A 25161-nucleotide genomic window follows, 5' to 3' on the forward strand; every position below is an offset into this window, starting at 1 on the left:
TGCCGCACTTGCGCCTAGATGCCCTCCCATGTTCGATTTTCGCCCCGCAGACGACTGCCCCAAGCCCGAAGCCTATCGCCAGCTCCATGATGCGGCCGAGGCGCTGACCGCCGGTGAGCCGGATGCCGTGGCGAACATGGCCAATATCGCGGCGCTCCTGTGGGATTTCCTGCCCGACATGAACTGGGCGGGGTTTTATCGCATGGTCGATGGCGAACTCGTGCTCGGCCCCTTCATGGGCCGGCCCGCCTGCATCCGTATCCCGCTCGGCAAGGGCGTCTGCGGCGTTGCGGCACAGGATGGGGCGACGCAGCTCGTTGAAGACGTCCACGCCTTCCCCGGCCACATCGCCTGCGACGCTGTCACGAATTCGGAACTTGTCGTGCCCGTCCTGCGCAATGGCGACGTCGTGGCGGTGATCGATCTCGACAGCCCGTCCAAGGCGCGCTTTGACAGTGAAGATCGCGCAGGAATTGAACGGCTTGCCGAGATTATTTCCCAGCGGATATGAAGATCAGATATCGCCGCCGGTCAGGCGCTGGCAGATGAGATCCAGCTGATCGAGCGTGCGGTAGCCGATCGTCACGGTGCCGTTTCCAGGCGCTCCTTCGGTCTTGATCCGGACCGGAAGGCCGAGAAATTCCTCGAGATGCCCCTGCACTGCCGCGATATCGGCGTCGTTCTCGCTCGTGGCGACGGACGGCGCACCGGTGGACCGCGCCTTTTTCGGCTTTTCGCCACGCGCAAGTTTTTCGACCTCGCGGACCGAGAGATTGTCATTCACGGCCCTGCGCGCGATGGCTGCCGCTTCCTCGTTCCCGATCAGGGGCTTGGCGTGCCCCATCGAGAGGCGACCTTCGGCAAGCATATCAAGCACTTCCTCGGGAAGCCCGAGCAACCGCTGGAAGTTCGCTACATGGCTGCGCGACTTGTCGACGAGCTTGGCGATTTCCGCCTGGGTCATGCCCTCGTCTTCGGAAAGCTTGTGATAGGCGCGCGCCTCTTCCACCGGGTTGAGGTCTTCGCGCTGCAGGTTCTCGATCAGCGAGATTGCGACGATCTCTCTCTGGTCGAGATCGCGGACGATCGCCGGGATCGCGTGCAGCCGTGCCCGCTGTGCGGCACGCCAACGGCGCTCACCGGCAACGAGCTGGTAACCCGCACCCTTTGCCGTCACGATGACGGGCTGAATGACGCCGCGCTGGGCGATCGAGGCGGCAAGCTGGTCGAGCGCCTCGTCATCGAAGCGCGTGCGCGGTTGCCCGGGCAGCGGGCTGATGTCAGCCACGGGAATGGATGCCAGCCCCTCACCCGAAGGTCCGGCAGAAGCAGGCGCAATCTCGTTGCTTTCGTTACCTTTTTCGCGGACCAGCGGCTCTTCCCGCTGGATTTCGCCCATCAGCGCTCCGAGGCCGCGGCCGAGTTTCTTCTTGCGATCGATGGCGGCGCTCATGCGGCTTTCCTCTTCTCGGGCAGGCGGCCGATCAGCTCGCGCGCAAGTCCGATATAGGCGCGGCTGCCGGGGCAGTTATGGTCATAGATCAGGGCGGGCATTCCGTGGCTCGGCGCCTCGGACAGCCGCACGTTACGCGGGATGACGTTCTCGAACACGAGATTGCCGAGGCAATCGCGTACATCGTCCGCAACCTGGTCGGTCAGGCGATTGCGGCGGTCGAACATGGTCAGCGCGATACCGACGATGCCCAAATCGGGATTGAAGCGCTGCTGGATGCGCTCGACGGTCTGGAGCAGCTGGCTGAGCCCCTCCAGCGCAAAGAATTCGCACTGCAGCGGCACCATGAGTGTATCTGCCGCACCGAGCGCATTGAGTGTCAGCAGACCGAGCGAAGGCGGGCAATCGATGAAGGCAATGTCGTAACCGCTGAAACCGGCCTGCGGAGCGTTCAGCGCCTTTTGCAGGCGGTGCGTGCGGTCTTCGACCGAAACCAGCTCCACTTCTGCACCAGACAGGTCCTGCGTGGCGGGAACGATATCGAGACCCGGAATATCGGTTGGCTGGGCCGCCTGGGCCAAAGTGGCGTCGCCGACGAGAAGGTCGTAGCTGGTGTATTCGCGCGCCGCATTTTCGATGCCAAGGCCGGTCGACGCGTTACCCTGCGGATCCATATCGATCAGGAGGGTTTTCCAACCCGAGGCCGCCATGGCCGTCGCGATATTGATCGCGGTCGTGGTCTTGCCCACTCCGCCTTTCTGGTTCGCAATGGCAATTGTGATCATTTTCCCGTCCCTATCTTGCCCTTGCCGACAACGATCCCGGCCTCATCGTCTGTCCGCGATTGTTCCACGTGGAACATTTTGCGCAGATTGCGCGGCAGTTCTTCGACTTCTTGCGCCGCCGAACGCCCTTTCGGCAACACCCAATGCGTGCCGGCTGTGGAGAAGCGTGAGGATAAGCTGAGCAGTTTTGGCAGCGGTGCAAAGGCGCGGGCCGAGATTACCGCGGCTTTTCGAGTGTCGACAAGTTCGAGGCGTTTTCCCTCGATTTCGCAATTTGGGAGCCCCAGTCGGTCGGTCATTCGCGAAAGCCACTCCACCCGGCGCTTGCGCGATTCGACGAGAACGGTCGGATCTTCGGGCCTGAAGACGGCGATAACGAGGCCGGGAAAGCCTGCTCCGCTTCCGAGATCGAACCACGCGCCGCGTGTTCCACGTGGAACATAGGCGAGGAGCTGAGACGAATCGGCAAAGTGCCGAACCCAAGTCTCGTCGAGCGAACCGCGGGACACGAGGTTTTGCCGCTCGTTCTCCTCGCGCAGCGCCGCTGCAAGAAGCTCGAGCTTTTCGATCGCCTCCCTGCCCCCGATCGCTTCGATAGCCTCGCGGGCGGCTGCTTCCGTGCGGATCATGCTGCGCGCTCTTCAAGGCGGCGAGCGTGGACCAGCAGGGCCGCTAGCGCAGCCGGAGTGATGCCGGGAACACGGCCCGCCGCCGAAAGCGTCTCTGGTTGGGCGCGCGACAGCCGCTCGACCATTTCGTTCGAGAGACCGGGGACGCGGTCGTATGGGAAATCCTGCGGCAGGCGCAATTGCTCGCCCGCCTTCAGGTCTCGCAGCTCCGCTTCCTGGCGCACGAGGTAGGGCTCGTAGATCGTATCCTCGACCATCTCGACCGTCAGCGCATCCTGCGGATCGAGCCCACCCACGATGCGCGAAAGATCGTCAATCGAGATCTGGCCACCCCTGAGCCATTCGCGCAGTCGCTGCGAGCCACGGTCGGCCTTGGCGCTTATCCCGCCTTCGACCAGCTCATTGGCATGCACTTCCTCGTCGAGCTTGTTGTCGATCACCGAGCGCCGCGCTTCGCGGGTGGCGAACCAATCGGCCCGCTCCTTCCCGACCAGACCCGCTTCGATACCCAGGCCTGTCAGGCGCGTGTCGGCATTGGCGGCACGCAGGCGCAGGCGGTACTCGGCACGGGCCGTGAGCATCCGATAAGGCTCGCTGACACCTTGAAGCGTCAGGTCGTCGACCATAACGGCGATATAGGAATTCGAACGGTCCAGCCCGACCGGCTCGCGGCCCAATACCTTCGCCGCGGCATTCATCCCCGCAACGAGCCCCTGCGCGGCTGCCTCTTCATACCCCGTCGTCCCATTGATCTGGCCAGCACAATAGAGGCCCGGGATCGTCCTCAGCTCAAGGCTCGGCCGCAGTGCGCGCGGATCGATGTGGTCGTATTCCACCGCATAGCCAGGCACTGCCATTTCCACGCGTTCGAGACCCTTCATCGCACGGAGCATGTCATGCTGCACATCGACCGGGAGCGAGGTGCTGATACCGTTGGGATAGACCAGCTGGGTAGACAGGCCCTCGGGCTCAAGGAAGATCTGGTGACCCTCGCGATCACCGAACCGGTGGATCTTGTCCTCAATAGAGGGGCAATAGCGGGGTCCTGCCGCGCCAATCGCACCCGAAAAAAGCGGCGAACGGTCGAGATTGGCGCGGATGATATCATGCGCCTCGCGGTTGGTGCGGGTGATGGCACAGAAGACCTGCGGGTTGGTCCTGGCAGTGCTGAGCGAGGACATCGTCCAGCTTTCGCGGTCCGAGGGCTGTTCTTCCAATGACGCCCAGTCGATGGTTCTCCCGTCGAGGCGCGGCGGCGTCCCCGTCTTGAGCCTCGCCATGGGAAGCTCGGCTTCGCGCAACTGATCGGCCAGGGCCCTCGCGGCATTCTCGCCTATACGCCCACCTTCGAAACGTTCTTCGCCCCGGAAAAGAGTCCCTCCCAGGAAGGTGCCGGTGCAGAGCACTACCGCCGATGAGGAAATTGCAATGCCGTCGGCAAGGTTCAGGCCAGTCACCCGCTCGCCCGCCAGACGAAGTGACGCAGCCTCGCCTTCGATCAATGTCAGGTTGGCCTGATCTGATACGATCGCCTGGACAGCCGCGTGAAAGAGCGCACGGTCGGCCTGGACGCGCGGTCCCCATACCGCACTCCCCTTGGAGCGGTTGAGCATCCGGTAGTGTATTGCCGCCGAGTCTGCCGCACGACCGATCACCCCGTCGAGGGCATCGACCTCGCGTACGAGATGACCTTTTCCCAGTCCGCCGATCGCAGGGTTGCAGCTCATTGCCCCGATCTTCGTCAGGTCAAAACTGACGAGTGCCGTCTGCGCACCCATTCGCGCCGAGGCGCAGGCCGCCTCGACACCGGCATGTCCGCCGCCGATGACTATGACATCGAAATTCCGCATGGCCGCGCCGATAACGCAAAGGCGCCGGTATTCAAAGCGGAGGTTGATTCTCAGCGGCTACAAGCGATGTTCCACGTGGAACACTCACTTGCCGATGCAGAATCTTCCGAACAGCGCATCGAGCATATCTTCGGTCGAGTGCCGTCCCTGAAGCCGGTCGAGCGCAACGCGCGCCAGCCGAAGGCGCTCGCCAATAAGAAGGGGGTCGGAATGCTCTTCAATCCCGCTCACCGCCGAATGCGCCTCTTCAAGAGCTGCATGCTGGCGCCGGTTCAGAGCCGCTGCATCCGGTTTCGGAAGCAACGACCTTGCTTCCGTCACCAATGCGCCTGTCAGCTCGGCCACCCCCGCACCGGTTACTGCTGAAACGACATGATCAGGTGAGGACTTGCCCTGCCCCTCGAGGTCGCAGCGGGAAGCAATCTCCCACGACCCGGCCGGACCCTGGCCCTCGAGGCCAAGCCACAAAACTATGTCGGCCTTCTCGATCTCACCGCGCGCCTTTCCGATACCGATCTTCTCGATCTCTCCGGCGCCGTCCTCGCGGAGGCCTGCAGTGTCGACCAGAACGAAAGGCACACCCGAAATCCCGACCGGTCGCTCGATCACGTCGCGAGTGGTGCCCGCCTCTTCGGATACAATTGCTGCGCCCTCATCAAGGATCGCGTTGAACAAGGATGATTTACCGGAATTGGGAGGGCCGGCGAAAACCACACGTACACCATCGCGGAGCCTCTCCGATCGGGGGGCTTCCAGAACTTCTCGCCATTCCTCTGCAAGCGCCGAAAGTTCCACGTGAAACATTTCCGGCAGACCTCCGACATCGTCTTCATCGTCGAAGTCCAAAACTGCCTCAACCAGGGCAGACAGATTGAGAAGCCTTCCGCGCCAACCCTCTATCCGGCGGGACAGGGCACCGCCAGCCGCCGCCTGTGCAGCGCGACGCTGAAGTTCGGTTTCCGCCGCGAGCAAATCACCTAGCCCCTCGGCTTCGGCAAGATCGATCACCCCGTTTGCAAAGGCGCGGCGCGTGAACTCGCCAGGCTCTGCCCTTCGTAGCCCTTCGATGGTCGCCAGCGCATTCTCGATCGCGGACACGACCGCCCTGCCCCCGTGGCAGTGGAATTCGGCAAGGTCCTCACCCGTGGCCGTTCGTGGCCCGGGAAACCACAGGAGAAGACCGCGATCCAGTTCGCGCCCCTCGGAATCGTTCAATGTTCTCAGGCTTGCACGGCGAGGCTCGGGAATGCTGCCTGCCAATTGCTCGATCGCCTGCCTTACCCCGGGGCCGCTGATCCGCACCACCCCGATCGCAGCGGGCGGCGCTCCGCTCGACAGGGCGAAGATGGTGTCGGTCATCGGCTATAGCGTGCGTCAGTCGGCGTCGGAGGTGTCGGGCTTCTTCGGCGGTGTGCGAGCGGCCTGGGCGCCTTCCATGAAGCTCTGGAACAGCTTGAAGCCGGCCTGCCCCATCGGCGCGAGCTGCTTTGCGTATTCCTGCAGCTGGTCGGTGCTCGAAACGCCCTTCATCGCCTTCGACATCATGTCGACATAGATGTCGTTTGCCTTGCCCACGTCGGGCAACCCCATGAAGGTCCGCGCCTCTTCGGGCGTGCAGTCGATTTCGATATGGACCTTCATGCCGTTTCCTCCGTTAGGGTCTTGTATGCGCCCATCTGGGCCTCCATGCCGCGTTATGCAAGCATAAGACACTCAAGCGAAGAGAGAGGGAAATCCAGCGATGAGCGAGACGGTCAAAGTCACCACCCTGTCAGGCGATACCACATTCGATGCCTATGTCGCCCGCCCCGCCGATGCGCCCAAGGCGGCCATCCTCGTCATCCAGGAAATTTTTGGTGTAAATGCCGGCATCCGCCGCAAGTGCGACAAGCTCGCGGAGGAAGGCTATCTCGCCGTGGCGCCGGACCTGTTCTGGCGGCTCGAGCCCGGTGTCGAGCTCGACCCCGATGTCGAACCCGAATTCCAGCGCGCGCTCGATCTCATGGGCAAGTTCGACCAGGATCAGGGCATTCGCGATATCGAGGCGACCATCCATCATATCCGCCGCGAGGAGGGCGTGCCGAAAGTCGGCTGCGTCGGCTACTGTCTCGGCGGCCGCCTCGCCTACATGACCGCGGCGCGCACCGACGTGAATGCATCGGTCGGCTATTACGGTGTCGGCATCGACGGTTTGCTCAACGAAAAACACGCGATTGCTCATCCGCTGTTACTACACGTCCCGACAGAGGACGGCTTCGTCGACAAGGATACGCAGAAGGCGATGCACGAGGGGCTGGACGATCACCCCAAGGTCACGCTCTACGACTACGAAGGCCTCGACCACGGCTTCGCGACCGAGTTCGGCAAACGCCGCGCGGAACAAGCCGCCAATCTCGCCGATAGTCGCACGGCCGATTTTTTCCGGGAGCATCTCGGATAGGCGCGCGCAGATGATGGAGCGCCTGCCCTATCGCTATATCGTACCTGCCGCCCTTTTCGGCCTTGCGACAGTCGCCTGGGTGAGCGGCGATGCACGCTGGACCTTGTCGGCGATCCTCCCGCTTCTTGGTCTCGCATTATGGGACTTTTTCCAGCACCATCATACACTTAGGCGGAACTATCCGCTTCTCGCCCGAATTCGCTGGCTGATGGAAGACCTGCGCCCCTTTGCGCAGGCCTATATCGTCGAGGACGACCTCGAAGGGCGCCCCTTTAGCCATCAGGCGCGGGCACTGGTCTATGCGCGCGCCAAGGGTGACCTCGACAAGCACCCGATGGGCACAGAACTGGACGTTTATTCGGACGAATACGAGTGGGTCGGCCACTCGATAGCTCCAAGCCAGGAGCCACCCGAAGAGTGGCGCGTGACAGTCGGCGAAGGGACTTGCGACAAGGCTTATTCCTCCTCGCTCCTCAACATTTCCGCGATGAGCTTCGGCTCGCTCTCGGCGCGCGCCATCGAAGCGCTCAACGCAGGCGCCAAGGAGGGCAATTTTGCGCATAACACGGGCGAAGGTTCGATCAGCCGATATCATCGCGCTCCGGGCGGCGACCTCATCTGGGAACTGGGCAGCGGCTATTTCGGCGCACGGCGTGACGACGGGCGCTTCGATCCCGACCTCTTCCGCGAGAATGCGGCGAGCGATCAGGTCAAGATGATCGAACTGAAGCTCAGCCAGGGCGCAAAGCCCGGCCATGGCGGCGTCCTGCCGGGCGCAAAAGTCACCAAGGAAATCGCCGAAGCGCGCGGAGTGCCCGAGGGCAAAGACGTCCTTTCCCCTGCCGCGCATCCCGAATTCGACACGCCGATAGAATTGCTCGAATTCGTCTCTCGCCTGCGCGAATTGTCCGGCGGCAAACCTACCGGTATCAAGCTGTGTGTCGGGCAGCCGCATGAAATCTTCGCGCTGGGAAAAGCCATGCTCGAAACTGGCTTGCATCCAGACTTCATCACCGTCGACGGGGCGGAAGGCGGGACCGGTGCAGCGCCGCTCGAACTGTCGAATTCGGTGGGCATGCCGCTGCGCGAAGGACAGATCTTCGTGCGCAACATGCTGGTGGGCACCGGCCTCAAGCAAAAGGTCAAGATAGCCACCTCGGGCAAGATCCATTCGGGCGCACAAATGGCGAAAAGCTTCGCGCTCGGGGCGGACTGGTGCAATGCCGCACGGCCCTTCATGTTCGCGCTCGGCTGCGTCCAGTCGATGAACTGCCACAAGGGTACCTGCCCCACCGGGATCGCGACACAGGAAGAATGGCGGCAACGCGGCCTGGTAATCGAGGACAAAGCCCCGCGTGTCGCTCGCTTCCAGCGCCAGACACTCCACGCCCTGCGCGAGATTGTCATCGCCATGGGTCTCGAAAGCCCCTGGGACATGACCCCGCTCGACATGCGCGAACGAATCAACGGCGCGCGCTCCGATGCCTTCGACAAGATCTATTATTTCGCCGAGGAGGGCGTGCTGCTCGAAAAGCCCGAGACCACCCCGCTGGCCCGTCACTGGGCCGCGGCTCGGGCGGATAGTTTCAGGAGGAAATCTTGAGCGCTCGAGAAGGATTGGCCACCTGGCACAAGGTCATCGAGAACGGCAGCAAACCTGCCGAACTCGCCGCCATCATCCGCGAAGACGCAAGTTTCCACTCGCCTGTGGTCCACACTCCGCAAAAGGGGCGTGATCTGGTTGTCGCCTATCTGTCGGCAGCCGGCCAGACGCTGGGCAACGATAGCTTCACCTATGTTCGAGAACTCGTCGACGACGAGAACGCGTGCCTCGAATTCACCACCGAGATGGATGGCATCCATGTCAACGGAATCGACCTGATTCGCTTCGACGAAAAGGGCATGATCACCGATTTCAAGGTGATGGTTCGCCCACTGAAAGCCGTGAACAAGGTCTGGGAACAGATGGCTGCAATGCTCGAACGCATGAAGGGCTGAAACGAAAAAGGCCGCCAGATAAACTGGCGGCCCTTCCAGAAAATCCTTCGACGAGAACCGCTTACTGGTTCATCGTCGCGAAGAAGTCTTCGTTGGTCTTGGAATCCTTCATCTTGTCGAGAAGGAATTCCATCGCGTCGACAGTACCCATCTGCATGAGGATACGGCGCAGGACCCACATCTTCGACAGCTTGTCCTTCTCGACCAGCAGCTCTTCCTTGCGAGTGCCGGACTTGCCCACGTCGAGCGCCGGGAAGATGCGCTTGTCGGCGACCTTGCGGTCGAGGACGATTTCGCTGTTACCCGTGCCCTTGAATTCTTCGAAAATGACCTCGTCCATGCGGCTGCCGGTGTCGATCAGTGCAGTAGCGATGATCGAGAGCGAGCCGCCTTCCTCGATATTACGCGCCGCACCAAAGAAACGCTTCGGACGCTGCAATGCGTTGGCGTCGACACCGCCGGTCAGCACCTTGCCCGAGCTCGGCACCACAGTGTTGTAGGCGCGGCCGAGGCGGGTAATCGAGTCGAGCAGGATGACGACATCCTTCTTGTGCTCGACGAGGCGCTTGGCCTTCTCGATCACCATTTCGGCGACCTGGACGTGGCGGTTGGCCGGTTCGTCGAAGGTCGAGGAGATCACCTCGCCATTCACCGAACGCTGCATGTCGGTGACTTCCTCCGGACGCTCGTCGACGAGCAGGACCAGCAGGAAAACTTCGGGATGGTTGTCGGTGATCGCCTTGGCGATGTTCTGCAGCAGCACCGTCTTACCCGTACGCGGCGGGGCGACGATCAGCGCGCGCTGGCCCTTGCCCTGCGGCGAAATGATATCGATGACGCGCGCCGACTTGTCCTTGACCGTCGGATCGAGCGTGTCGAGGTTGAGCTTCTCTTCCGGATAGAGCGGCGTGAGATTGTCGAAATTGGTGCGCGTGCGCACGTTTGCCGGATCTTCGTAGTTCACCGAGGTCAGGCCGGTCAGTGCAAAGTAACGCTCGCCTTCCTTGGGCGCGCGGATCTGGCCTTCGACCGTGTCGCCGGTGCGCAGGCCCCATTTGCGGATCTGGTTGGGCGAGACGTAGATATCGTCCGGACCGGCGAGGTAGTTCGCCTCGGGGCTGCGCAGGAAGCCGAAACCGTCCTGCAGCACCTCGATGGTGCCGATACCCATGATTTCCTCGTTATAGTCCTCGTCATCCGCGAGCTCGCGCAGGATGCAGAACATGAGGTCCTGGCGGCGCATGGTGCCGGCCGCCTCGACACCCAGTTCCTCGGCCATCGCCACGAGGTCTGCGGGTGTCTTTGCTTTCAAGTCTTTGAGATGCATAGTATTTCTCGGTATTCGAGTGTGGAATGGCCGGCAGGTCGATATGGGCTTGGAGAAAGCGGACCCGGCCCCGTCTGATGCGCGGGACCTGTAGCCGGTAGAGGCGCTTCAAATAATTTCGCTTGGGGCCCGCGTCAATCGGGAATGCGGAGAGGTCACACTCAGAAAGGTTTGACCACCACGAGGATCACGATCAGCGCCAGCAATACGCCGGGGATCTCCCCGATCATGCGCAGCTGCTTCTCGCTCAGGGGCCGTTCGCCCGCAGCCATCTTCTTCGATTGGGCCACCAGATAGCCGTGGAAGCCGCTCAGAGCCGCCACAAGCAGCAATTTGGCGTGGAGCCACCCCTCACCCCATGCGCCGAGCGTTTGGGCAAGGAGCAGGCCCAGAACCCACACCACGATGATGCTGGGCGTAAGGATGACCTTGCGCAAAAGCTCCATGCGCTTCGCCCAGAGGGCCGATTCCGCGGAATCCTTCGCGGCGGGATGGAGGTAGATCATCTGGCGCGGCAGCATGAAAAGGCCGGCCAGCCAGAAAACCACGAAGATGATATGACCGGCCTTGAGCCAGAGATAGGTCATCGCGAGCGCATCCTGCATCCGGGCAAGCTAGTCATTCGTGCAGAAAATTTCATCCCCGCCATCCGCGCACCGCCGCAATCAGCCGCTCGACATGCTCGATTGGCGTGCGCCGGTCGATCCCGTGGCCGAGATTGAAGACATGCGGTCGGTCGGCGAAAGCCTCGAGGATCGTGTGCACGCGCTTCTCCAACTCGTCCGACCCGGCAAGGAGCAGCAGCGGATCGAGATTTCCCTGGACCGGCATTCCGGCAGGCAATTCGCGCGAAACCCAGGCGGGATCGAGCGTCTCGTCCACTCCGACAGCCTTCACGCCCGTCTCGCGCGCATAGGCCGGCAATTTCTCACCCGAACCCTTCGGGAATCCGATCACGGGAATGTCCGGATGACTCGCCGCCAGCGCAGCCACGATCCGCGCGTTGGGCGCAATGACCCACTTCTCGAACTCGTCGGGCGCGAGACTTCCCGCCCAGCTGTCGAACAGCTGCACCGCCTCGGCTCCGGCATCGATCTGGCCGGAGAGATATCCGATCGTCTGCTCCACGATAGCATCGATGATTGTTTGCAGCGCCGCCGGATCGCGATAGGCGAGCGCCCTCGCCTCGTGCTGGTCCCGGCTCCCCTCGCCCGCCACCATATAGGTTGCCACCGTCCAGGGGCTCCCCGCAAAGCCCAACATGGTCACACCTTCGGGCAGCCGCTGGCGGCACAGGCGCACGGTTTCGTAGATCGGCTCGTAGCGTTCGGGCGCGCGAGTGAGTGCATCGAGCGAACTGTCGACCAGCTTCGGCGAAAGCTTGGGACCCTCGCCCGCCAGGAACTCGAGATGCTGGCCCAGCGCATGCGGCACGATCAGGATGTCGGAAAACAGGATCGCGCCGTCGAAGCCGAAACGATCGATCGGCTGCAAAGTGATCTCGCAGGCCGCCTCGCTATCGTAGGCAAGCTCGAGGAAACCGCCCTTCTGTGCGCGCAGCTCGCGATATTCGGGAAGGTACCGACCTGCCTGGCGCATGAGCCAGAGAGGGACCTGTGCGCTTGGCGCACCGTTCAGAGTGTCGAGAAGGATACCGGGCATTCAGGAGTCCAATAATACCTAGTTATTATAAGGATTGATGGAGTCTGTTGGCCCTGTGGATATCGGGCACAAGCGGCCCCTGCCCGAAAACTTTGCGCGATGGAAGGCTTCGCGGCGATTTGCGACTCGTGGATTCAGCAGAGTCGAGTCAAACTTGTCCCCACTGTTCCCAGCCGCTGTAAAACTTGCCCCTTGCTGTGCGGGAATCGGGGTCGGTCGGGACTCGTAGCGGGGAGAGAATTCATCACCGAACTTGTCGGCAGACCTGTCCCGTGGTTTATCCCGAAGCTGTCCACATGCCGGAATAGAGGCTCCCATCGCAGACCGCATCCACCTCCACCTGCTGTCCGACAGCACCGGCGAAACGCTGGAAATGCTGGCCAAAGCGGCGCTGGCCCAGTTCGACGATGCCGATGTGGTGCGCCACTTCTGGCCCATGGTGCGGAGCAAGCAGCATCTCGACCGGATCGTACCCGAACTCAAGGCCAATCCGGGCCTGGTGCTGTTCACATTGGTCAATGCCGAGGCGCGCGAACGGCTGGAGGAAGTCTGTGCGCAGAACGGGCTTCCCGCGGTCCCCATCCTCGACCGGGTGACCGAGGCGCTGGAAAAAGCTCTGGGGCAGGAAGCGCACGGCCGGCCGGGCAAGCAGCACAAGATGGACCAGGCCTATTTCGAGCGCGTCGAAGCGATCCAGTTCACCATCGCGCATGACGACGGGGTCGGCTGGGAGAATTGGGAGGAAGCCGACATCGTGCTGGCGGGGGTCTCGCGCAGCTCGAAAACGCCGACCAGCATCTATCTCGCCAATCGCGGCTACAAGGTCGCCAATATCCCGCTGGTGGTGGAAAGCCCGCCGCCGGAAAAGCTCTACCAGCTGAAGAAACCGATGGTCGTCGGCCTGACCACCGCTCCCGAGCGGCTAGTGCAGATCCGCCGCAACCGGCTCCTCACGCTGAACGAGAAGACCGAGACTGCCTATGTCGACAACGACCGCGTGAAGAGCGAAGTCGCCTTTGCCCGCCGGATGTTCGCGGACAATGGCTGGCCGGTCATCGACGTGACCCGTCGCTCGATCGAGGAAACGGCGGCGGCGATCATCCGCCTCTATGGAGAACGCAAATCGCGCGATGGCGACCTGTTTGAGGGGGTCAAGGCGATATGAGCGCGCTTTCGGGCAGCGGGATCGTGCTCGCGTCGAATTCGGCTTCGCGTAAGGCGATGCTGGAGGCTGCGGGCGTGGCGTTCGAGGCGCGGTCTGCCGATGTGGACGAGCGTGCGCTCGAGGCGGAGATGGAGAATGCCGAGCCGTCCGAGGTCGCGCAGGCCTTGGCAGCGGCGAAAGCGGCGGCGGTTGCGGACGAGCGGGTGGTTCTGGGTAGCGATTCGCTCGTCGAGGTCGAGGGACGGCGGTTCGACAAGCCCGCCAGCCGCGAGCAGGCGGCCGAGCACTTGCGCTTTTTCTCGGGCAAGGTGATGACGCTGCATAGCGCAGCGGCCTTGGCCAGGGACGGGCAGATCGTCTGGGTCGGTTCCGATTTCGCGCGGCTGCGGGTGCGCGAACTGAGCGCGGAATTCATCGAGGCCTATCTCGATGCCGAATGGCCCGAGGTGTCCTATTGCGTGGGCGTGTTCCGGATCGAGGGCCCCGGCGTGCAATTGTTCGAGAGCATCATGGGCGACCAGTTCACCGTGCTGGGCATGCCGTTGCTGCAGGTGCTCGATGCGCTGCGCGAGGAAGGCGTGCTCGCCTTGTGACCATTTATGCGGAAGTCATCGGCGATCCGATCGCGCAGTCGAAATCGCCCGCGATTCACTCGTTCTGGATCGAGAAGCTCGGGCTGGACGCTGAGTATCGCCCCTGTCGTGTCACCAGTGATGGCCTTGCCGATTATCTTGCCGAGCGCCGCGAAGATCTTGCCTGGCGCGGCTGCAATGTCACGATGCCGCACAAGCAAGCGATTCAACCGCACCTCTCCAGCATCGACGATACTGCGAGGGCCATTGGCGCGGTCAATACTATCTACCCGGCCTTCGACCGGATGCTCGCGGGTACGAACACCGACATGGCGGGTTTCCTTGAACCGTTGCGAGGTCGGCTGGAGCAGCAGCACTATTTCCGCATGGCGCGCGTGCTGGGCACGGGCGGCGCTGCAAGGGCGATTGTCACAGGACTTGCCAAAGAAGGCTTCACCCTGGTTCTGGCCGGGCGCAATCCGGAGAAAGCGGCAGCCCTTCTCGATGAGCTGGCAGAAGGCGAACACCACACTGCCCCGCTCTCGCACTTTGCCGACCCGACAGACTTCGACTTCGACGACCGCGAGGGATGCTGCGACCTCATCGTCAACGCCAGCCCGCTGGGCATGCGCGGGCAGCCACCGCTCGCATTCGACTGGAGCCACGCCCCGCCCGGCTCGATCGCCTACGATATCGTCACCGATCCGGTGGAGACCGATTTCCTCAAGGCCGCGCGCGATGCAGGTTTCGAGACTATCGACGGCCTCTCCATGCTGATTGGCCAGGCCGCCGCCGCCTTCGAATATTTCTTCGGCGAAAAGGCGCCGCGCGAGCACGATGCCGAATTGCGGGGGCTTTTGACCACATGACCAAGCCCCTCGTCATCGGACTCACCGGCTCCATCGGCATGGGCAAGTCGACCGTTGCAGCCATGTTCGAAGCGGCCGGCGTGCCGGTATTCGATGCCGATGCCGAGGTGCGCGCCATGCAGGGTCCGGGCGGCGAATTGATCGGGGCGATCGAAGCCGCCTTCCCCGGCAGCACCGGAGAAACCGGCGTGCTTCGCGACAAACTCGGCAAGCAGGTTTTCGGCGACAGGGAAGCGCTCGCGCGGCTGGAAGCCATCGTCCATCCGGCTGTGGCTGCGAAACGCGAGGCATTTCTGCTCGAGCACTATGGCGCCCCCTTCGTGGTCTTCGATATCCCGCTGCTGTTCGAAAAGGGTGGCCACGCCGCCGTCGACCGCATCGTCGTCGTCTCGGCCCCGGCAGAGGTCCAGCGCGGGCGCGTGCTTGCGCGGCCCGACATGACGCCGGAAAAATTCGCGCATATTCTCTCGCTGCAGACCCCGGATGCGGAAAAGCGCGATCGCGCCGATCACATCATCGACACCGGACAGTCGCTGGCTGAAACCGAGCAGGAAGTGATCGACCTGATTGCCAGGCTGCGCTCCGAAATAGGTAGCGGCGCCCCCTTGTAATCTGCGCGAACGAGTCCGATAGGTTAGGCAATGCGTGAGATCGTTTTCGACACCGAAACCACCGGCCTCGACCCCAAGACGGGTGACCGGATGGTAGAAATCGGCTGCGTCGAGATGGTCAATCTCGTGCCCACCGGGAACACTTTCCACGCTTATTACAATCCCGAACGCGACATGCCTGCGGGCGCCGAGGCAGTGCACGGCCTCTCGAGCGCGTTCCTTTCCGACAAACCGCTGTTTCGCGAAACCTTCCAGGAACTGCTCGACTTCATCGGCGATGCGCCACTGGTGGCGCATAATGCCGGGTTCGACTTCGGCTTCCTCAATGCCGAGCTCGCCCTGATCGAGCGGGAAGCGGTCTGTATGACCCGCATGGTCGACACGGTGCAGCTGGCCAAGAAGAAGCATCCGGGCGCGAAGCTGTCGCTCGATGCGCTTTGCACGCGCTACGGTATCGATCGCAGCCACCGCGTGAAACATGGCGCGCTGCTCGATGCCGAATTGCTCGCGCAGGTCTATGTCGAGCTGAAGGGCGGGCGACAGATCGGCCTCGGCCTCGCCGCCGAACCTGAAAAGATGGAAACGCCGCTGGAAGCGGTCGCCGTGCGCAAGGCCCCCGAGGGCCCGCGCCGCGAACCGCGCCCGCACGCGCCGACGCCGGAAGAACTGGCGCGGCACAGGAAATTCATGTCGGGGATCGAAAACCCTCTCTGGGGGTAAGTCACCGGCAACGACACGTCGGCTGACGGGGCCGGAGGAACACGTCGGGGCGCGCAAGAAGGAGAACGACGCTTATGGATATCCGTGTTTCGGGCCACCAGATCGACACCGGCGCTGCGCTGCAGACCCATGTCGAGGACCGACTGGAAGGCATCGTCGAGAAGTATTTCAACCGCGCGATCTCCAGCCATGTGACGTTTGGCAAGGCGGCGGGCGGCGCTTTCTCCTCCGACATCGTGACCCATGTGATGCAGGGCCTGATCCTAAAGGGCCATGCCGAGGCGCATGACGTCCACCAGGCCTTCGACGCGGCAGCCGCGAAGATCGAAAAGCAGCTGCGCCGCTACAAGCGCCGGATCAAGGACCGCCACGAACAGGCCGATCATGCGATGCGCGAACAGGAAGCGGCTTATACGATCTTCGCCGCTCCCGAGCCCGATACCGAGGAAGAGGTCCAGCACGACAGTCCGCCGGTTATCGCCGAAACCAGCGCCATGATCCCCGAATGTTCGGTCGCCGACGCGGTGATGCTGCTCGATCTACAGAACTCCAATGCGCTGTTCTTCAAGAACGGCGCGACCGAAAAGCACAACATGGTCTATCGCCGTGCCGACGGCTCGATCGGCTGGGTCGAGCCGCGCAGCTGAGGAATTTGCGATGAGCGGGGAGGCAAGCAGCGGAGCCGAGCGGCACTGGCGTGCGCTCGAGGGTCTTTATGCCTCCGCCCCGGTGAATGCCAAATTCGATTCTTCGCTCGAGGTGCTGGGAGAAGGCTCCTCGCGCATAACCTTCGAAGTCACCGAAAGCTCTTTTCATGCGGCAGGCGCAGCCCACGGGACGATCTATTTCAAGATGCTCGACGATGCCGCCTTCTATGCTGCGAATACGCTGGTGACCGACCGCTTCCTTCTCACCACCTCGTTCAATCTCCACTTCACCAAGCCGGTGCGCGAGGGCAAGGTCGTGGCCGAGGGGCGCTGGGTCAGCGGGCGCAAACGCGTCTTCGTCGCCGAATCGCGGTTGGTCGATGCCGAGGGTGACGAGATCGGGCGCGGAACCGGCACTTTCATGAAATCGCGCATCCCGCTTTCCAGCCTTTCCGGATATTCGGGCTGATGGAAGATGCGCGACTTCCGGCGCACCTCGAAGTGGCCGGTCTGTTGAAGCTCGTACAGGGTCTTGGCGGCTTCGGAACGGTGCTGAAAAAGGGCGAAAGGGACGCCGGCACTCTGGTGATATTAACCACTCATAGTGGCAATAATGCACGCCTTTGGGAACGTATGCCGCAGCTCGACGGTTCGCGGCGCTTTACCTGCACACGAGAGCAAGATACTGACAATCCTAGAGATTTTGACGAGTATGTCGCGAAAAGGCAACGTCAAGACCCCGACTGCTGGTTCATCGAACTAGACGGTCCCGATGTGGAACGGTTGATAGATTCCGCCCCGCGTTAACTTGACACAGTTTCAGATGATACTATTTGCGGCCCCAGCTTCGATGCGCAGGCGGTCGGGTTGGCAATGGGGTCGACGGACTAGCACGCAGACGGGGAGCCAGCGGCAGGCCCGCTAACGGATCGATTTATTCCAGGACGCAAATAACGCGCCACCGATCCCAGCCTGCGCAGCTACTCACCGCCAAGATAAGCGGGATCATGCGTAAGTCTATTTTTGCTATTGCGGCCACGGCCGCGACAATGGTTGCAACGTTTGCCGGTGCGGAAGAAACCGGCGCCCAAGAACCTCAGACGCTCGCCGAGGCGGTCGTCGAAGATACCACCGCAGAAGAAGCGGTTCTCACCGAGGAGGTGGTTCCGGTCTTCGTCAGCGAAGAAGTGGTTCAGGAGCTTCCCGTGGAAGCCGCCCCCGAATATTCAGGAAACGTCCCCGCCGCGGCAAACAGCCTGCGCGAACTGGTGTCCGGCATGTCCGCACCGGAGGAACTTTCCGACGAAATGCGCTGCCTTGCAGGCGCCGTCTATTTCGAATCGCGCGGCGAACCGCTCGCCGGCCAGCTGGCCGTGGCGCAGGTCGTGATCAACCGTGCGGAATCGAGCCGTTTCCCTTCGAGCTATTGCGGCGTTGTCTACCAGCGCGCGCAGTTCAGCTTCGTGCGCGGCGGATCCATGCCGCGCATCAAGACCGGCTCGGAAGCGTGGCAGCGCGCAAAAAAGATCGCTCGTATCGCGCACCAGGGCCTGTGGGATAGCGAGGCGCAGGATTCGCTCTATTTCCACGCGACCTATGTTAGCCCGCGCTGGGCGCACAAGAAGACGCGCCGCGCAGCCATCAAGACGCACATTTTTTACCGTTGATCGGTAGCGAATGACGAATATGAGGCCGCTGCCTTCGGGTGGCGGCCTCTTTCGTTGGCGCTAGTCGCGGATTTCGACCCAGACCGGGGTGTGATCACTCGCTTTTTCGCGTCCGCGATATTCCTTGTCCACGCCCGCGGCTACCATGCGGTCGGCCAGTTCGGGCGAAAGCAGCAGGTGGTCGATGCGAAAGCCATGGTCGCGCTGCCATGCGCCCGCCTGGTAGTCCCAGTAGGTCCACACGCCGCCGCGCGGATTGAGCGTGTCGATTGCGTCGGTCCAGCCATCGGCAAGCATCCGCCTGTAGGCATCGCGGCTTTCCGGCTGCATCAACGCATCGCTGGCCATGGCCTTGGGCGACCAGACGTCCTTGTCCTCCGGAATGACGTTGAAATCGCCCAGCACTACTGCGGGCACTTCTTCGGCCCAGATCGAGTGCATGCGTGAGCGCAGCTTCTCCATCCACGAAAGCTTGTAATCGAACTTGGGCCCGGGATGCGGATTGCCGTTGGGCAGGTAGAGATTGCAGATGCGCACGCCGTTCACTTCGGCCTCGAGATAACGCGACTGCTCGCCCTCGCCATCCTTCGGGCCATCGATGCCCAGTCCGCGCTGGATTTCTTTGGGCTCCACGCCCTTGGCGAGGATCGCCACGCCGTTGAAGCTCTTCTGGCCGTGCCAGATCGCCTGGTATCCGATCTTCTCGAAGTCTTCCGCCGGGAAGCCTTCGTCCATCGTCTTGATTTCCTGCAGGCAAGCGACGTCGGGCTGGGTTTCGTCCAGCCATTCGAGGAGGCGCGGCAGGCGCGCCTTGATGCCGTTGATGTTGAAAGTGGCGATACGCATGGCAGGACCCATGCCCTAAGCCGCCGCGCGGGTCTAACCTAAATCCCGAAACTCGAACCGCAGCCGCATCCGGCAGCCGCATTGGGATTTTCGACGCGGAAGGCCGCCCCGCCCAGAGACTCGACGAAATCGACGACGCTGCCCGCCACCAGGTCGAGGCTGACCGGGTCGACTACCAGACGCACGCCATCGGTGTCGCTCACCGAATCGTCGTCATCGGCACCATCCGCTAGGTCGAACTTGTACTGGAAACCCGAACAGCCCCCGCCCTCTACCGACAGTCGCAGGATCGCGGGTTTCGCCTGCTTTTCGGCGATGGCGGCAACGCGCTTTGCGGCTGCCTCGGTCAGGGTGAGCATTTCGGCCATGCAGGCGATGTAGGAAGCGTTTGCTGCCCGCTCAAGCCGTCTGGATATATTCGCGCATGGCTTCGGCCTCGTGCTGTATCTCGTCTAGCCGTGCCTTGACGAGATCGCCGATCGAGATGAAGCCGCACATGGCTTCACCGTCAATGACGGGAAGATGGCGGATGCGACGCTTGGTCATCAGGTCCAGCGCATCAAGGATATCGGTCTGCCGGTCGGTCGTGATCGCGGGCGAGGTCATCACTGCGCCCACCGGCCGGTCGAGACAGGACTGCCCCTCTTCGGCAAGCCGATAGATCACGTCGCGCTCGGAAAAAATGCCGGCAACACGCCCGCCTTCCATGACGGGAAGCGCGCCGATCCGCCTGGAAGCGAGCAGGCCCACCGCATCGCGCACCTTTTGCTCGACATTGACCGAGATGATGTCCGAACTTGTACGGTCTTCGATCAGCTTCCCGATATTCATGCGTGCCTCCTTTTATGGGCGCAAGAATGCCACTTTTGCGCGCGTTTGGCGAATCGGTCTTTTTAGCCATGTTGAAACCGCCGCGGCGCGCGTCCATGAGAGGCGCGAATGACAAGGAAATCGCCTCTCGACGACCCGGAAACCGCCGCATACGCCTGGGCGCGATACCGGCGGATCATGCGCTTCATGCTGCTTCTGACAATCGGCATCGTGGCGATAGCGATGGCGCTTCTCTACAAGTTCGAGGACGTCTCGGTTCATTTCTACATTGCGACTGCGCTCGGTATCGGTTTCACGATGTTGCTGGCGGGCGCGCTGATGGGGCTGATGTTCCTGTCATCGGGCACCGGCCACGACGATGCGGTGGACAACACCCTGCCCGACAATTCGATCGACGAGGACTAGGCTTCTTCCATCCCTCGCAGGCGGTATTCCTCGACCGGGACACCGCCGATGAGATGGCGCTGGATGATTGCTTCGAGCACATCCTCGTTGCAGGAATGATACCAGACGTTTTCCGGCCACACGACCGCGATGGGTCCGTGCGCGCAGATCTGGAGGCAATCGGCCTTTGTACGCTGCACCGTTGCCCCGCGCCCGACGAGGCCCAGCTCCTTCATGCGCCGCTTGAGGTAGTTCCAGGCAGCCTTGCCTTCCTCGCGAGAGCAGCACTTCTGCTTCTCGCTCAACGCGCAGAGGAAGATTTGCCGCTCGACCTCTTCCCCGCCGATCTTGGCGAGCGCGGCTTCGGCCTTTTTCAGCGACTTGCTCAGCGTTTCTTGCCCGCAATCCGGGCGATTTCGGCCTTGACCATTTCCTCGACCATGCCGGGAAGGTTCTTGTCGAGCCACTCCTTGAGCATCGGGCGCAGCATCTCGCGCACCAGTCCTTCGAGCGAGGTTTCGCCCTGACGGACGATCTGCGGCTGCTTTCCGGGCTTGGCCAGCATGGTCAGTGCGGCAAAGTTCTGCTGCATCGCGCTGCGCGTGGCATCGGCAATCAGGCTTTCGCCCTCTTCCTCGTCTTCGCCGGGCTCTTCGCCGAAGCGTGCATCGAGCGCGGCATTGTCCTCGATGATCATTTCTTCGGCGAGGACGGCGTCAAGTTCGAGCACGTCTTCCGCCTCGTCCTCGTCGACCGGTTCGGAACTGCCTGCGACCAGCCCGCGGCGGCGCGGCGCGGCTTCGCGAATCTCGCTGTCGCGCGCGATCACTTTCTTGATCGAGTCGAGGATTTCTTCGACGGACGGTTCGTCGTGATTACGCATCGGCGGTGACCCTGTTGCCTCTTGTCGATCCCGAATCGGGACGGGAAGGACGCTAAGGCGTATCGGAAGTTTCTTCAATCGCCGGAATTTCGGCGGTGGGGGCCGGAATTGTGACAGTCGATGTGCTGGTTGCAATCGGCTCGGGGTCACGGTCCCAATCCCAGACACGCCCGCTGACGCGCTGGTAGTTCTCGAGCGGGTCGTAAAGCACGCCCTCGTCGCCAAGACCCAGGTCGCGGGCCTCGGCACGACCCATCGCCGCGAGCAACGCAAAACCGGCGACATAGGCGTTGCGCCGCGCGGTCACGAGTTGGACGCGGGCCGAAAGCAACTCCTGCTCGGCATTGAGCACATCGAGGATGGTGCGATTGCCAATCGAGTTTTCGGCGCGCACGCCTTCGAGACTGAGCGTCGCAGCGTCGACGGCGGCTTGCGAACTCTCGATAATCGCGAGGCTGGCCTGCCAGTTAGAATAAAGCGAGCGCGTCTGAGCAATAACGTTGCGCTCGGTAGCTATTACTTGCTCTAGCGCTGCGGTCTCGAACGCCTGGGCCTGTCGCTGCCGCGCTGCGGGCAGGCCACCCTGGAAAATGGGAATGTTGAGCTGAACGCCGGCATTGGCAGTGGTCTCGCGCTGCGAAACGCCGCCAGCGCCACCGGCGAGCGTGTCGAAATAGTCGGTATAGTCGGCCCCGGCGAAGAGCGATACCGATGGGAGTCTACCCGATCCGGCGACTGCAACATCGAACCCGGCGGCGCGGGCGCGCTCTCTGGCCGCAACCAGATCGGGATTATTCTCCAAGGCCGCATCGACCGCCACGCCGCCCGTAGCCGGAAGGCCCGGCAGTGGGGGTGGAGGCTGGAGGTCGGTTGGCGCTTCTCCCACCAGCGCGATATATTCCTCGCGCGCCTGGATAAGCGTCGCCCGTGCGGTCTGGAGGTCACCTTGCGCAACTGCGAGGCGTGATTCGGACTGCGCAACGTCTGTGCGGGTCAGGTCGCCGATTTCGAACCGGTCACTCGTGGCTTCGAGATTGACCGTCAAAACGTCGACCTGGTTGGCCGATAACGCAACGAGCGCCTGCCCGCGCAGCACATCCATGTAGGCCGCCACAACCTGGCTGAAAACAGCGCTTTCGGTTGCGCGAAGATCTGCCCGACCGGCCTCGACCCGCTCTTTGGCCGCCTTGATGCCGTTGCGAACCGCTCCTCCGTTGTAGACCGGAATAGAAAGGTCGGGACCGAACTGGAGACGACGTTCGGGAGCGGTGAAGCTGTTCGGCGAATTCTTGACGAACTCGATGTAATTGCCGCTCGCGTTGACATTGGGGAGGCCTTGGGCCCGCTGGATTTGCACCGTTTCGTCGGTTGCGCGCTGGTTGGCCCGCGCCGCTTCGAGCGTGGGGTTGTTGATATACGCGTCCGTAAGCGCTTCCTGCAGCGTATCTGCGCGGGCAGGCGCCGAGCCGAGTGCGAGCGCGAGCACGCTTCCGGAAATTGCCAGGCGTTTCACGACCCCTCCCCTAATCATTCAGAAGCTCCAGCTCTCCGGCTTGTCGAAAGCGCCCATACGCGGCACGCCCATTTCGGCGAGCGGCAGCAGCGCAAGCGCCTTGCCTGCCTTGCGGCCGGTGGCGAGGCGCGTGACACCGCGTTCAACGAGGCCGGTCACGATCCGGCCGCCCTCGGCGACCAGCTTGGAAAAATTGGCCGGGACATGTTCGATCGCGCCGTCGACCAGCACGAGCGAATAATCGCCCTTCTTGGCCTTCAGCGCGTCGCCTGCCGACATGGTCTTCACCGAAGCCACCAGCGGTTCGACCAGCGCGGTCAGATAACCGCTGCCGCCATCGACCACGAGTACCTTGTCCTCGCTCGAAGGACGCGCTTCGGCCAGCATTGCGCCGTGGAACAGCGGCGCGGGCAGCGAACCGCCGCCTTCGAGACGGATTGCCCGGTCCATATAGGCCGTGCCCTTCGCGCCTTCGGGCACAAAATCTTCGCGCGCGACGGTACCCATGCGTTCGAGGACGAAGGCCTCGTTCACGCCGCTGGTGCGCAGCTGGCTGTCGATCATCGCCTTGCGGGCGGCAGCGTAGTCGGGGCGGGTCTGGGTGGTCGTAGTCATGTCTGTGCTCGTGATATTCCGGCTGTATTACATCTATAACACGGCTTTGCAAGTCGCGAGGTTGCCTTAGGCGCAAGTACCGTTGTGTCCAAGCGCTTTGACCGATGGCTGCAAACGCGACTATCGGGGAGCACAAATCTGCAACATGGGAATGCGCGGCGATGAGCGACATGACGATCATCAAGGAAGAAGACCTGATCGAGAGCGTGAAGGATGCGCTCCAGTATATCTCCTACTACCACCCGATGGATTACATCCGCGCGCTCGGTAAGGCCTATGAGGCGGAACAGGGCCCCGCGGCGAAGGATGCGATCGCGCAGATCCTCACCAACAGCCGCATGTGCGCCGAGGGCCATCGCCCGATCTGCCAGGACACGGGCATCGTCAACGTCTTCGTGAAGTGGGGCATGAACTGCCGCCTCGATACGCAGCGGTCCCTGCAGGAAGTCGTCGATGAGGGTGTGCGGCAGGCCTACAACCACCCCGACAACAAGCTCCGCGCCTCGATCCTCGCCGATCCGGCCTTCACCCGCCGCAATACGCGCGACAACACGCCTTGCGTGCTGTCGGTCGAGATGGTGCCGGGCGATACGATCGATATCGATGTCGCGGCCAAGGGCGGCGGCAGCGAAAACAAGTCCAAATTCAAGATGATGAACCCCAGCGACAATATCGTCGAATGGGTGGTCGAACAGCTCCCCGCGATGGGCGCCGGCTGGTGTCCGCCGGGCATGCTGGGCATCGGTATCGGCGGAACGGCCGAGCATTGCATGAAGCTTGCCAAGCTTTCGCTGATGGACCCGATCGACATGGGGCAACTGAAGCAGCGCGGTGCGCAGAGCGATATCGAACAACTCCGGATCGACATTTTCGATGCGGTGAATGCGCAGGGTATCGGCGCACAGGGGCTGGGCGGCCTCTCTACCGTGCTCGACGTGAAAATCCTCGATGCACCCTGCCACGCGGCGGGCAAGCCGGTTGCGATGATCCCGAACTGCGCCGCCACGCGCCATGCCCACTTCACGCTCGACGGCTCGGGTCCGGCCTATCTCGAGCCGCCCAAGCTCGACGATTATCCCGATGTGACCTGGCAGCCCGATGCGGCGGCGAAAAAGGTCGATCTCGACAACCTCACGCCAGAGGAAGTCGCAAGCTGGGAGGATGGCGACCGCCTGCTGCTTTCGGGCAAGATGCTTACCGGGCGCGACGCGGCGCACAAGCGCATCCACGACATGCTCGACAAGGGCGAGGAGCTGCCGGTCGATTTCAACGGCCGCGCGATCTACTACGTCGGGCCGGTCGATCCGGTTATGGGCGAGGTTGTCGGCCCCGCCGGCCCCACCACCGCCACGCGGATGGACAAGTTCACCGAAATGATGCTCGACCTCGGCCTCCTCGCCATGATCGGCAAGGCTGAGCGCGGGCACGATGCGGTCGAGGTCATCAGCCGCTTCAAGGTGGCCTACCTCATGGCAACCGGCGGCGCGGCCTATCTCGTCAGCCGCGCGATCAAGGGCGCGAAGGTCGTCGCCTTCGAGGATCTCGGCATGGAGGCGATCTACGAATTCGAGGTGCAGGACATGCCGGTCACGGTAGCCGTGGATGCGCGGGGCAACAATGTCCACAAGCTGGCGCCCGCCAAATGGCGCGAGAAGATCGCGAAAGGCGAAGTCCAGCCCGCCGAATAGCATTTC

General features: G+C 62.5%; 31 protein-coding genes. 15 read left to right on the plus strand and 16 right to left on the minus strand.

Annotated elements, in window-relative coordinates:
• Window positions 1-28: 28 nt before the first annotated feature.
• Window positions 29-511, plus strand: coding sequence for a GAF domain-containing protein (locus K3178_RS10930; RefSeq protein WP_221571460.1), 483 nt, complete (start codon window positions 29-31; stop codon window positions 509-511).
• 3 nt (window positions 512-514) lie between these two features.
• Here K3178_RS10930 and K3178_RS10935 read toward each other — a convergent pair whose 3' ends face one another.
• The 6 genes from K3178_RS10935 to K3178_RS10960 all read right to left on the minus strand — a co-directional run bounded on the left by K3178_RS10935 (window position 515) and on the right by K3178_RS10960 (window position 6358).
• The gene (locus K3178_RS10935; RefSeq protein ID WP_221571461.1) at window positions 515-1453 is read right to left on the minus strand and encodes a ParB/RepB/Spo0J family partition protein; all 939 of its coding nucleotides are present in this window, start codon (window positions 1451-1453) and stop codon (window positions 515-517) included.
• On the minus strand, window positions 1450-2238 hold the full coding sequence (locus K3178_RS10940) for a ParA family protein (protein WP_221571462.1): 789 nt from the start codon (window positions 2236-2238) through the stop codon (window positions 1450-1452). Before K3178_RS10940 ends, K3178_RS10935 begins: the two co-directional genes overlap by 4 nt.
• Window positions 2235-2867, minus strand: coding sequence for a 16S rRNA (guanine(527)-N(7))-methyltransferase RsmG (rsmG, locus tag K3178_RS10945; RefSeq protein WP_221571463.1), 633 nt, complete (start codon window positions 2865-2867; stop codon window positions 2235-2237). Before rsmG ends, K3178_RS10940 begins: the two co-directional genes overlap by 4 nt.
• The gene (gene mnmG / locus K3178_RS10950) at window positions 2864-4717 is read right to left on the minus strand and encodes a tRNA uridine-5-carboxymethylaminomethyl(34) synthesis enzyme MnmG (protein ID WP_221571464.1); all 1854 of its coding nucleotides are present in this window, start codon (window positions 4715-4717) and stop codon (window positions 2864-2866) included. Before mnmG ends, rsmG begins: the two co-directional genes overlap by 4 nt.
• An 84-nt stretch (window positions 4718-4801) precedes the next feature.
• Entirely contained in the window at window positions 4802-6076 is a 1275-nt protein-coding gene (mnmE, locus tag K3178_RS10955) for a tRNA uridine-5-carboxymethylaminomethyl(34) synthesis GTPase MnmE (protein ID WP_221571465.1), read from the minus strand.
• Window positions 6077-6091: 15 nt separating this feature from the next.
• Window positions 6092-6358: a DUF6489 family protein gene (locus K3178_RS10960; RefSeq protein WP_221571466.1), complete on the minus strand. Its 267-nt coding sequence runs from the start codon at window positions 6356-6358 to the stop codon at window positions 6092-6094.
• Between the two features lie 100 nt (window positions 6359-6458).
• Here K3178_RS10960 and K3178_RS10965 point away from each other — a divergent pair, with 100 nt between their 5' ends.
• The 3 genes from K3178_RS10965 to K3178_RS10975 are packed head-to-tail and all read left to right on the plus strand — an operon-like array spanning window position 6459 to window position 9155.
• Window positions 6459-7157, plus strand: coding sequence for a dienelactone hydrolase family protein (locus K3178_RS10965; RefSeq protein ID WP_221571467.1), 699 nt, complete (start codon window positions 6459-6461; stop codon window positions 7155-7157).
• 13 nt (window positions 7158-7170) lie between these two features.
• On the plus strand, window positions 7171-8760 hold the full coding sequence (locus K3178_RS10970; protein WP_247713750.1) for an FMN-binding glutamate synthase family protein: 1590 nt from the start codon (window positions 7171-7173) through the stop codon (window positions 8758-8760).
• The gene (locus K3178_RS10975) at window positions 8754-9155 is read left to right on the plus strand and encodes a nuclear transport factor 2 family protein (RefSeq protein WP_221571657.1); all 402 of its coding nucleotides are present in this window, start codon (window positions 8754-8756) and stop codon (window positions 9153-9155) included. The genes K3178_RS10970 and K3178_RS10975 overlap by 7 nt, the downstream gene beginning before the upstream one ends.
• Window positions 9156-9216: 61 nt before the next feature.
• Here K3178_RS10975 and rho read toward each other — a convergent pair whose 3' ends face one another.
• The 3 genes from rho to hemE all read right to left on the minus strand — a co-directional run bounded on the left by rho (window position 9217) and on the right by hemE (window position 12144).
• Window positions 9217-10482 carry a transcription termination factor Rho gene (gene rho / locus K3178_RS10980; protein ID WP_221571468.1) on the minus strand — a complete coding sequence of 422 codons (1266 nt, stop codon included), beginning with the start codon at window positions 10480-10482 and terminating at the stop codon, window positions 9217-9219.
• Window positions 10483-10643: 161 nt separating this feature from the next.
• Entirely contained in the window at window positions 10644-11087 is a 444-nt protein-coding gene (locus K3178_RS10985) for a CopD family protein (RefSeq protein WP_221571469.1), read from the minus strand.
• A 31-nt stretch (window positions 11088-11118) separates the two neighbouring features.
• Entirely contained in the window at window positions 11119-12144 is a 1026-nt protein-coding gene (gene hemE, locus K3178_RS10990) for a uroporphyrinogen decarboxylase (protein ID WP_221571470.1), read from the minus strand.
• Window positions 12145-12517: 373 nt separating this feature from the next.
• Between hemE and K3178_RS10995 the strand changes: the two genes are divergently transcribed.
• The 9 genes from K3178_RS10995 to K3178_RS11035 all read left to right on the plus strand — a co-directional run bounded on the left by K3178_RS10995 (window position 12518) and on the right by K3178_RS11035 (window position 18395).
• Window positions 12518-13309 carry a pyruvate, water dikinase regulatory protein gene (locus tag K3178_RS10995; RefSeq protein WP_247713751.1) on the plus strand — a complete coding sequence of 264 codons (792 nt, stop codon included), beginning with the start codon at window positions 12518-12520 and terminating at the stop codon, window positions 13307-13309.
• Window positions 13306-13902, plus strand: a complete 597-nt coding sequence (locus tag K3178_RS11000; RefSeq protein ID WP_221571471.1) for a Maf family protein — start codon at window positions 13306-13308, stop codon at window positions 13900-13902. Before K3178_RS10995 ends, K3178_RS11000 begins: the two co-directional genes overlap by 4 nt.
• Window positions 13899-14750 (plus strand): shikimate dehydrogenase family protein, encoded by an 852-nt coding sequence (locus tag K3178_RS11005; RefSeq protein WP_221571472.1) that lies wholly within the window; start codon window positions 13899-13901, stop codon window positions 14748-14750. Before K3178_RS11000 ends, K3178_RS11005 begins: the two co-directional genes overlap by 4 nt.
• A complete protein-coding gene (coaE, locus tag K3178_RS11010) occupies window positions 14747-15361 on the plus strand; it encodes a dephospho-CoA kinase (protein ID WP_221571473.1) in 615 nt (204 codons plus the stop codon). Before K3178_RS11005 ends, coaE begins: the two co-directional genes overlap by 4 nt.
• 30 nt (window positions 15362-15391) lie before the next feature.
• The gene (gene dnaQ / locus K3178_RS11015) at window positions 15392-16081 is read left to right on the plus strand and encodes a DNA polymerase III subunit epsilon (RefSeq protein WP_221571474.1); all 690 of its coding nucleotides are present in this window, start codon (window positions 15392-15394) and stop codon (window positions 16079-16081) included.
• 74 nt (window positions 16082-16155) lie between these two features.
• On the plus strand, window positions 16156-16728 hold the full coding sequence (hpf, locus tag K3178_RS11020; protein WP_221571475.1) for a ribosome hibernation-promoting factor, HPF/YfiA family: 573 nt from the start codon (window positions 16156-16158) through the stop codon (window positions 16726-16728).
• A gap of 10 nt (window positions 16729-16738) precedes the next feature.
• Window positions 16739-17197 carry a PaaI family thioesterase gene (locus K3178_RS11025; protein ID WP_221571476.1) on the plus strand — a complete coding sequence of 153 codons (459 nt, stop codon included), beginning with the start codon at window positions 16739-16741 and terminating at the stop codon, window positions 17195-17197.
• Window positions 17197-17535 (plus strand): DUF1491 family protein, encoded by a 339-nt coding sequence (locus tag K3178_RS11030; protein WP_221571477.1) that lies wholly within the window; start codon window positions 17197-17199, stop codon window positions 17533-17535. Before K3178_RS11025 ends, K3178_RS11030 begins: the two co-directional genes overlap by 1 nt.
• A 200-nt stretch (window positions 17536-17735) precedes the next feature.
• Window positions 17736-18395 carry a cell wall hydrolase gene (locus K3178_RS11035; protein ID WP_247713731.1) on the plus strand — a complete coding sequence of 220 codons (660 nt, stop codon included), beginning with the start codon at window positions 17736-17738 and terminating at the stop codon, window positions 18393-18395.
• 60 nt (window positions 18396-18455) lie between these two features.
• Here the strand turns inward: K3178_RS11035 and xth are convergent, their stop codons facing one another.
• Genes xth through K3178_RS11050 form a run of 3 tightly spaced genes read right to left on the minus strand, consistent with a single transcriptional unit; the run spans window position 18456 to window position 20072 of the window.
• Entirely contained in the window at window positions 18456-19241 is a 786-nt protein-coding gene (gene xth / locus K3178_RS11040) for an exodeoxyribonuclease III (RefSeq protein WP_221571478.1), read from the minus strand.
• 38 nt (window positions 19242-19279) lie between these two features.
• Window positions 19280-19609, minus strand: a complete 330-nt coding sequence (gene erpA / locus K3178_RS11045) for an iron-sulfur cluster insertion protein ErpA (RefSeq protein ID WP_221571479.1) — start codon at window positions 19607-19609, stop codon at window positions 19280-19282.
• Between the two features lie 31 nt (window positions 19610-19640).
• Complete coding sequence (locus K3178_RS11050) at window positions 19641-20072, minus strand: CBS domain-containing protein (RefSeq protein WP_221571480.1); 432 nt, start codon at window positions 20070-20072, stop codon at window positions 19641-19643.
• Window positions 20073-20180: 108 nt separating this feature from the next.
• Here K3178_RS11050 and K3178_RS11055 point away from each other — a divergent pair, with 108 nt between their 5' ends.
• A complete protein-coding gene (locus K3178_RS11055; RefSeq protein ID WP_221571481.1) occupies window positions 20181-20477 on the plus strand; it encodes a hypothetical protein in 297 nt (98 codons plus the stop codon).
• On the opposite strand, the gene K3178_RS11060 is transcribed toward K3178_RS11055, so the two are convergent.
• Genes K3178_RS11060 through K3178_RS11075 form a run of 4 tightly spaced genes read right to left on the minus strand, consistent with a single transcriptional unit; the run spans window position 20474 to window position 23467 of the window.
• Window positions 20474-20845 (minus strand): (2Fe-2S) ferredoxin domain-containing protein, encoded by a 372-nt coding sequence (locus K3178_RS11060; RefSeq protein ID WP_221571660.1) that lies wholly within the window; start codon window positions 20843-20845, stop codon window positions 20474-20476. The genes K3178_RS11055 and K3178_RS11060 overlap by 4 nt on opposite strands.
• Window positions 20842-21339, minus strand: coding sequence for a DUF2497 domain-containing protein (locus K3178_RS11065; RefSeq protein WP_221571482.1), 498 nt, complete (start codon window positions 21337-21339; stop codon window positions 20842-20844). The genes K3178_RS11060 and K3178_RS11065 overlap by 4 nt, the downstream gene beginning before the upstream one ends.
• Before the next feature lie 52 nt (window positions 21340-21391).
• Window positions 21392-22852, minus strand: coding sequence for a TolC family outer membrane protein (locus tag K3178_RS11070; protein WP_345719895.1), 1461 nt, complete (start codon window positions 22850-22852; stop codon window positions 21392-21394).
• Between the two features lie 18 nt (window positions 22853-22870).
• Entirely contained in the window at window positions 22871-23467 is a 597-nt protein-coding gene (locus K3178_RS11075) for a protein-L-isoaspartate O-methyltransferase family protein (RefSeq protein ID WP_221571484.1), read from the minus strand.
• Between the two features lie 170 nt (window positions 23468-23637).
• Here K3178_RS11075 and K3178_RS11080 point away from each other — a divergent pair, with 170 nt between their 5' ends.
• Window positions 23638-25155, plus strand: a complete 1518-nt coding sequence (locus K3178_RS11080; RefSeq protein WP_221571661.1) for a fumarate hydratase — start codon at window positions 23638-23640, stop codon at window positions 25153-25155.
• Window positions 25156-25161: the final 6 nt, after the last annotated feature.

The organism is Qipengyuania sphaerica (assembly GCF_019711595.1).
Taxonomy (GTDB): domain Bacteria; phylum Pseudomonadota; class Alphaproteobacteria; order Sphingomonadales; family Sphingomonadaceae; genus Qipengyuania; species Qipengyuania sphaerica.

Excerpts from the sequence above, each read along its gene's own strand:
- K3178_RS10970 (WP_247713750.1), top strand. The coding sequence starts at position 7,171 with ATGGAGCGCCTGCCCTATCGCTATATCGTACCTGCCGCCCTTTTCGGC.
- K3178_RS11050 (WP_221571480.1), bottom strand. The coding sequence starts at position 20,072 with ATGAATATCGGGAAGCTGATCGAAGACCGTACAAGTTCGGACATCATC.
- K3178_RS11025 (WP_221571476.1), top strand. The coding sequence starts at position 16,739 with ATGAGCGGGGAGGCAAGCAGCGGAGCCGAGCGGCACTGGCGTGCGCTC.
- xth (WP_221571478.1), bottom strand. The coding sequence starts at position 19,241 with ATGCGTATCGCCACTTTCAACATCAACGGCATCAAGGCGCGCCTGCCG.
- coaE (WP_221571473.1), top strand. The coding sequence starts at position 14,747 with ATGACCAAGCCCCTCGTCATCGGACTCACCGGCTCCATCGGCATGGGC.
- K3178_RS10960 (WP_221571466.1), bottom strand. The coding sequence starts at position 6,358 with ATGAAGGTCCATATCGAAATCGACTGCACGCCCGAAGAGGCGCGGACC.
- K3178_RS11075 (WP_221571484.1), bottom strand. The coding sequence starts at position 23,467 with ATGACTACGACCACCCAGACCCGCCCCGACTACGCTGCCGCCCGCAAG.
- K3178_RS10940 (WP_221571462.1), bottom strand. The coding sequence starts at position 2,238 with ATGATCACAATTGCCATTGCGAACCAGAAAGGCGGAGTGGGCAAGACC.
- K3178_RS11065 (WP_221571482.1), bottom strand. The coding sequence starts at position 21,339 with ATGCGTAATCACGACGAACCGTCCGTCGAAGAAATCCTCGACTCGATC.
- K3178_RS11035 (WP_247713731.1), top strand. The coding sequence starts at position 17,736 with ATGCGTAAGTCTATTTTTGCTATTGCGGCCACGGCCGCGACAATGGTT.
- K3178_RS10935 (WP_221571461.1), bottom strand. The coding sequence starts at position 1,453 with ATGAGCGCCGCCATCGATCGCAAGAAGAAACTCGGCCGCGGCCTCGGA.
- erpA (WP_221571479.1), bottom strand. The coding sequence starts at position 19,609 with ATGGCCGAAATGCTCACCCTGACCGAGGCAGCCGCAAAGCGCGTTGCC.
- hpf (WP_221571475.1), top strand. The coding sequence starts at position 16,156 with ATGGATATCCGTGTTTCGGGCCACCAGATCGACACCGGCGCTGCGCTG.
- K3178_RS11030 (WP_221571477.1), top strand. The coding sequence starts at position 17,197 with ATGGAAGATGCGCGACTTCCGGCGCACCTCGAAGTGGCCGGTCTGTTG.
- K3178_RS11055 (WP_221571481.1), top strand. The coding sequence starts at position 20,181 with ATGACAAGGAAATCGCCTCTCGACGACCCGGAAACCGCCGCATACGCC.
- mnmE (WP_221571465.1), bottom strand. The coding sequence starts at position 6,076 with ATGACCGACACCATCTTCGCCCTGTCGAGCGGAGCGCCGCCCGCTGCG.
- K3178_RS10965 (WP_221571467.1), top strand. The coding sequence starts at position 6,459 with ATGAGCGAGACGGTCAAAGTCACCACCCTGTCAGGCGATACCACATTC.
- K3178_RS11000 (WP_221571471.1), top strand. The coding sequence starts at position 13,306 with ATGAGCGCGCTTTCGGGCAGCGGGATCGTGCTCGCGTCGAATTCGGCT.
- hemE (WP_221571470.1), bottom strand. The coding sequence starts at position 12,144 with ATGCCCGGTATCCTTCTCGACACTCTGAACGGTGCGCCAAGCGCACAG.
- K3178_RS10930 (WP_221571460.1), top strand. The coding sequence starts at position 29 with ATGTTCGATTTTCGCCCCGCAGACGACTGCCCCAAGCCCGAAGCCTAT.
- K3178_RS10985 (WP_221571469.1), bottom strand. The coding sequence starts at position 11,087 with ATGCAGGATGCGCTCGCGATGACCTATCTCTGGCTCAAGGCCGGTCAT.
- rho (WP_221571468.1), bottom strand. The coding sequence starts at position 10,482 with ATGCATCTCAAAGACTTGAAAGCAAAGACACCCGCAGACCTCGTGGCG.
- rsmG (WP_221571463.1), bottom strand. The coding sequence starts at position 2,867 with ATGATCCGCACGGAAGCAGCCGCCCGCGAGGCTATCGAAGCGATCGGG.
- K3178_RS11080 (WP_221571661.1), top strand. The coding sequence starts at position 23,638 with ATGACGATCATCAAGGAAGAAGACCTGATCGAGAGCGTGAAGGATGCG.
- K3178_RS10995 (WP_247713751.1), top strand. The coding sequence starts at position 12,518 with ATGCTGGCCAAAGCGGCGCTGGCCCAGTTCGACGATGCCGATGTGGTG.
- dnaQ (WP_221571474.1), top strand. The coding sequence starts at position 15,392 with ATGCGTGAGATCGTTTTCGACACCGAAACCACCGGCCTCGACCCCAAG.
- mnmG (WP_221571464.1), bottom strand. The coding sequence starts at position 4,717 with ATGCGGAATTTCGATGTCATAGTCATCGGCGGCGGACATGCCGGTGTC.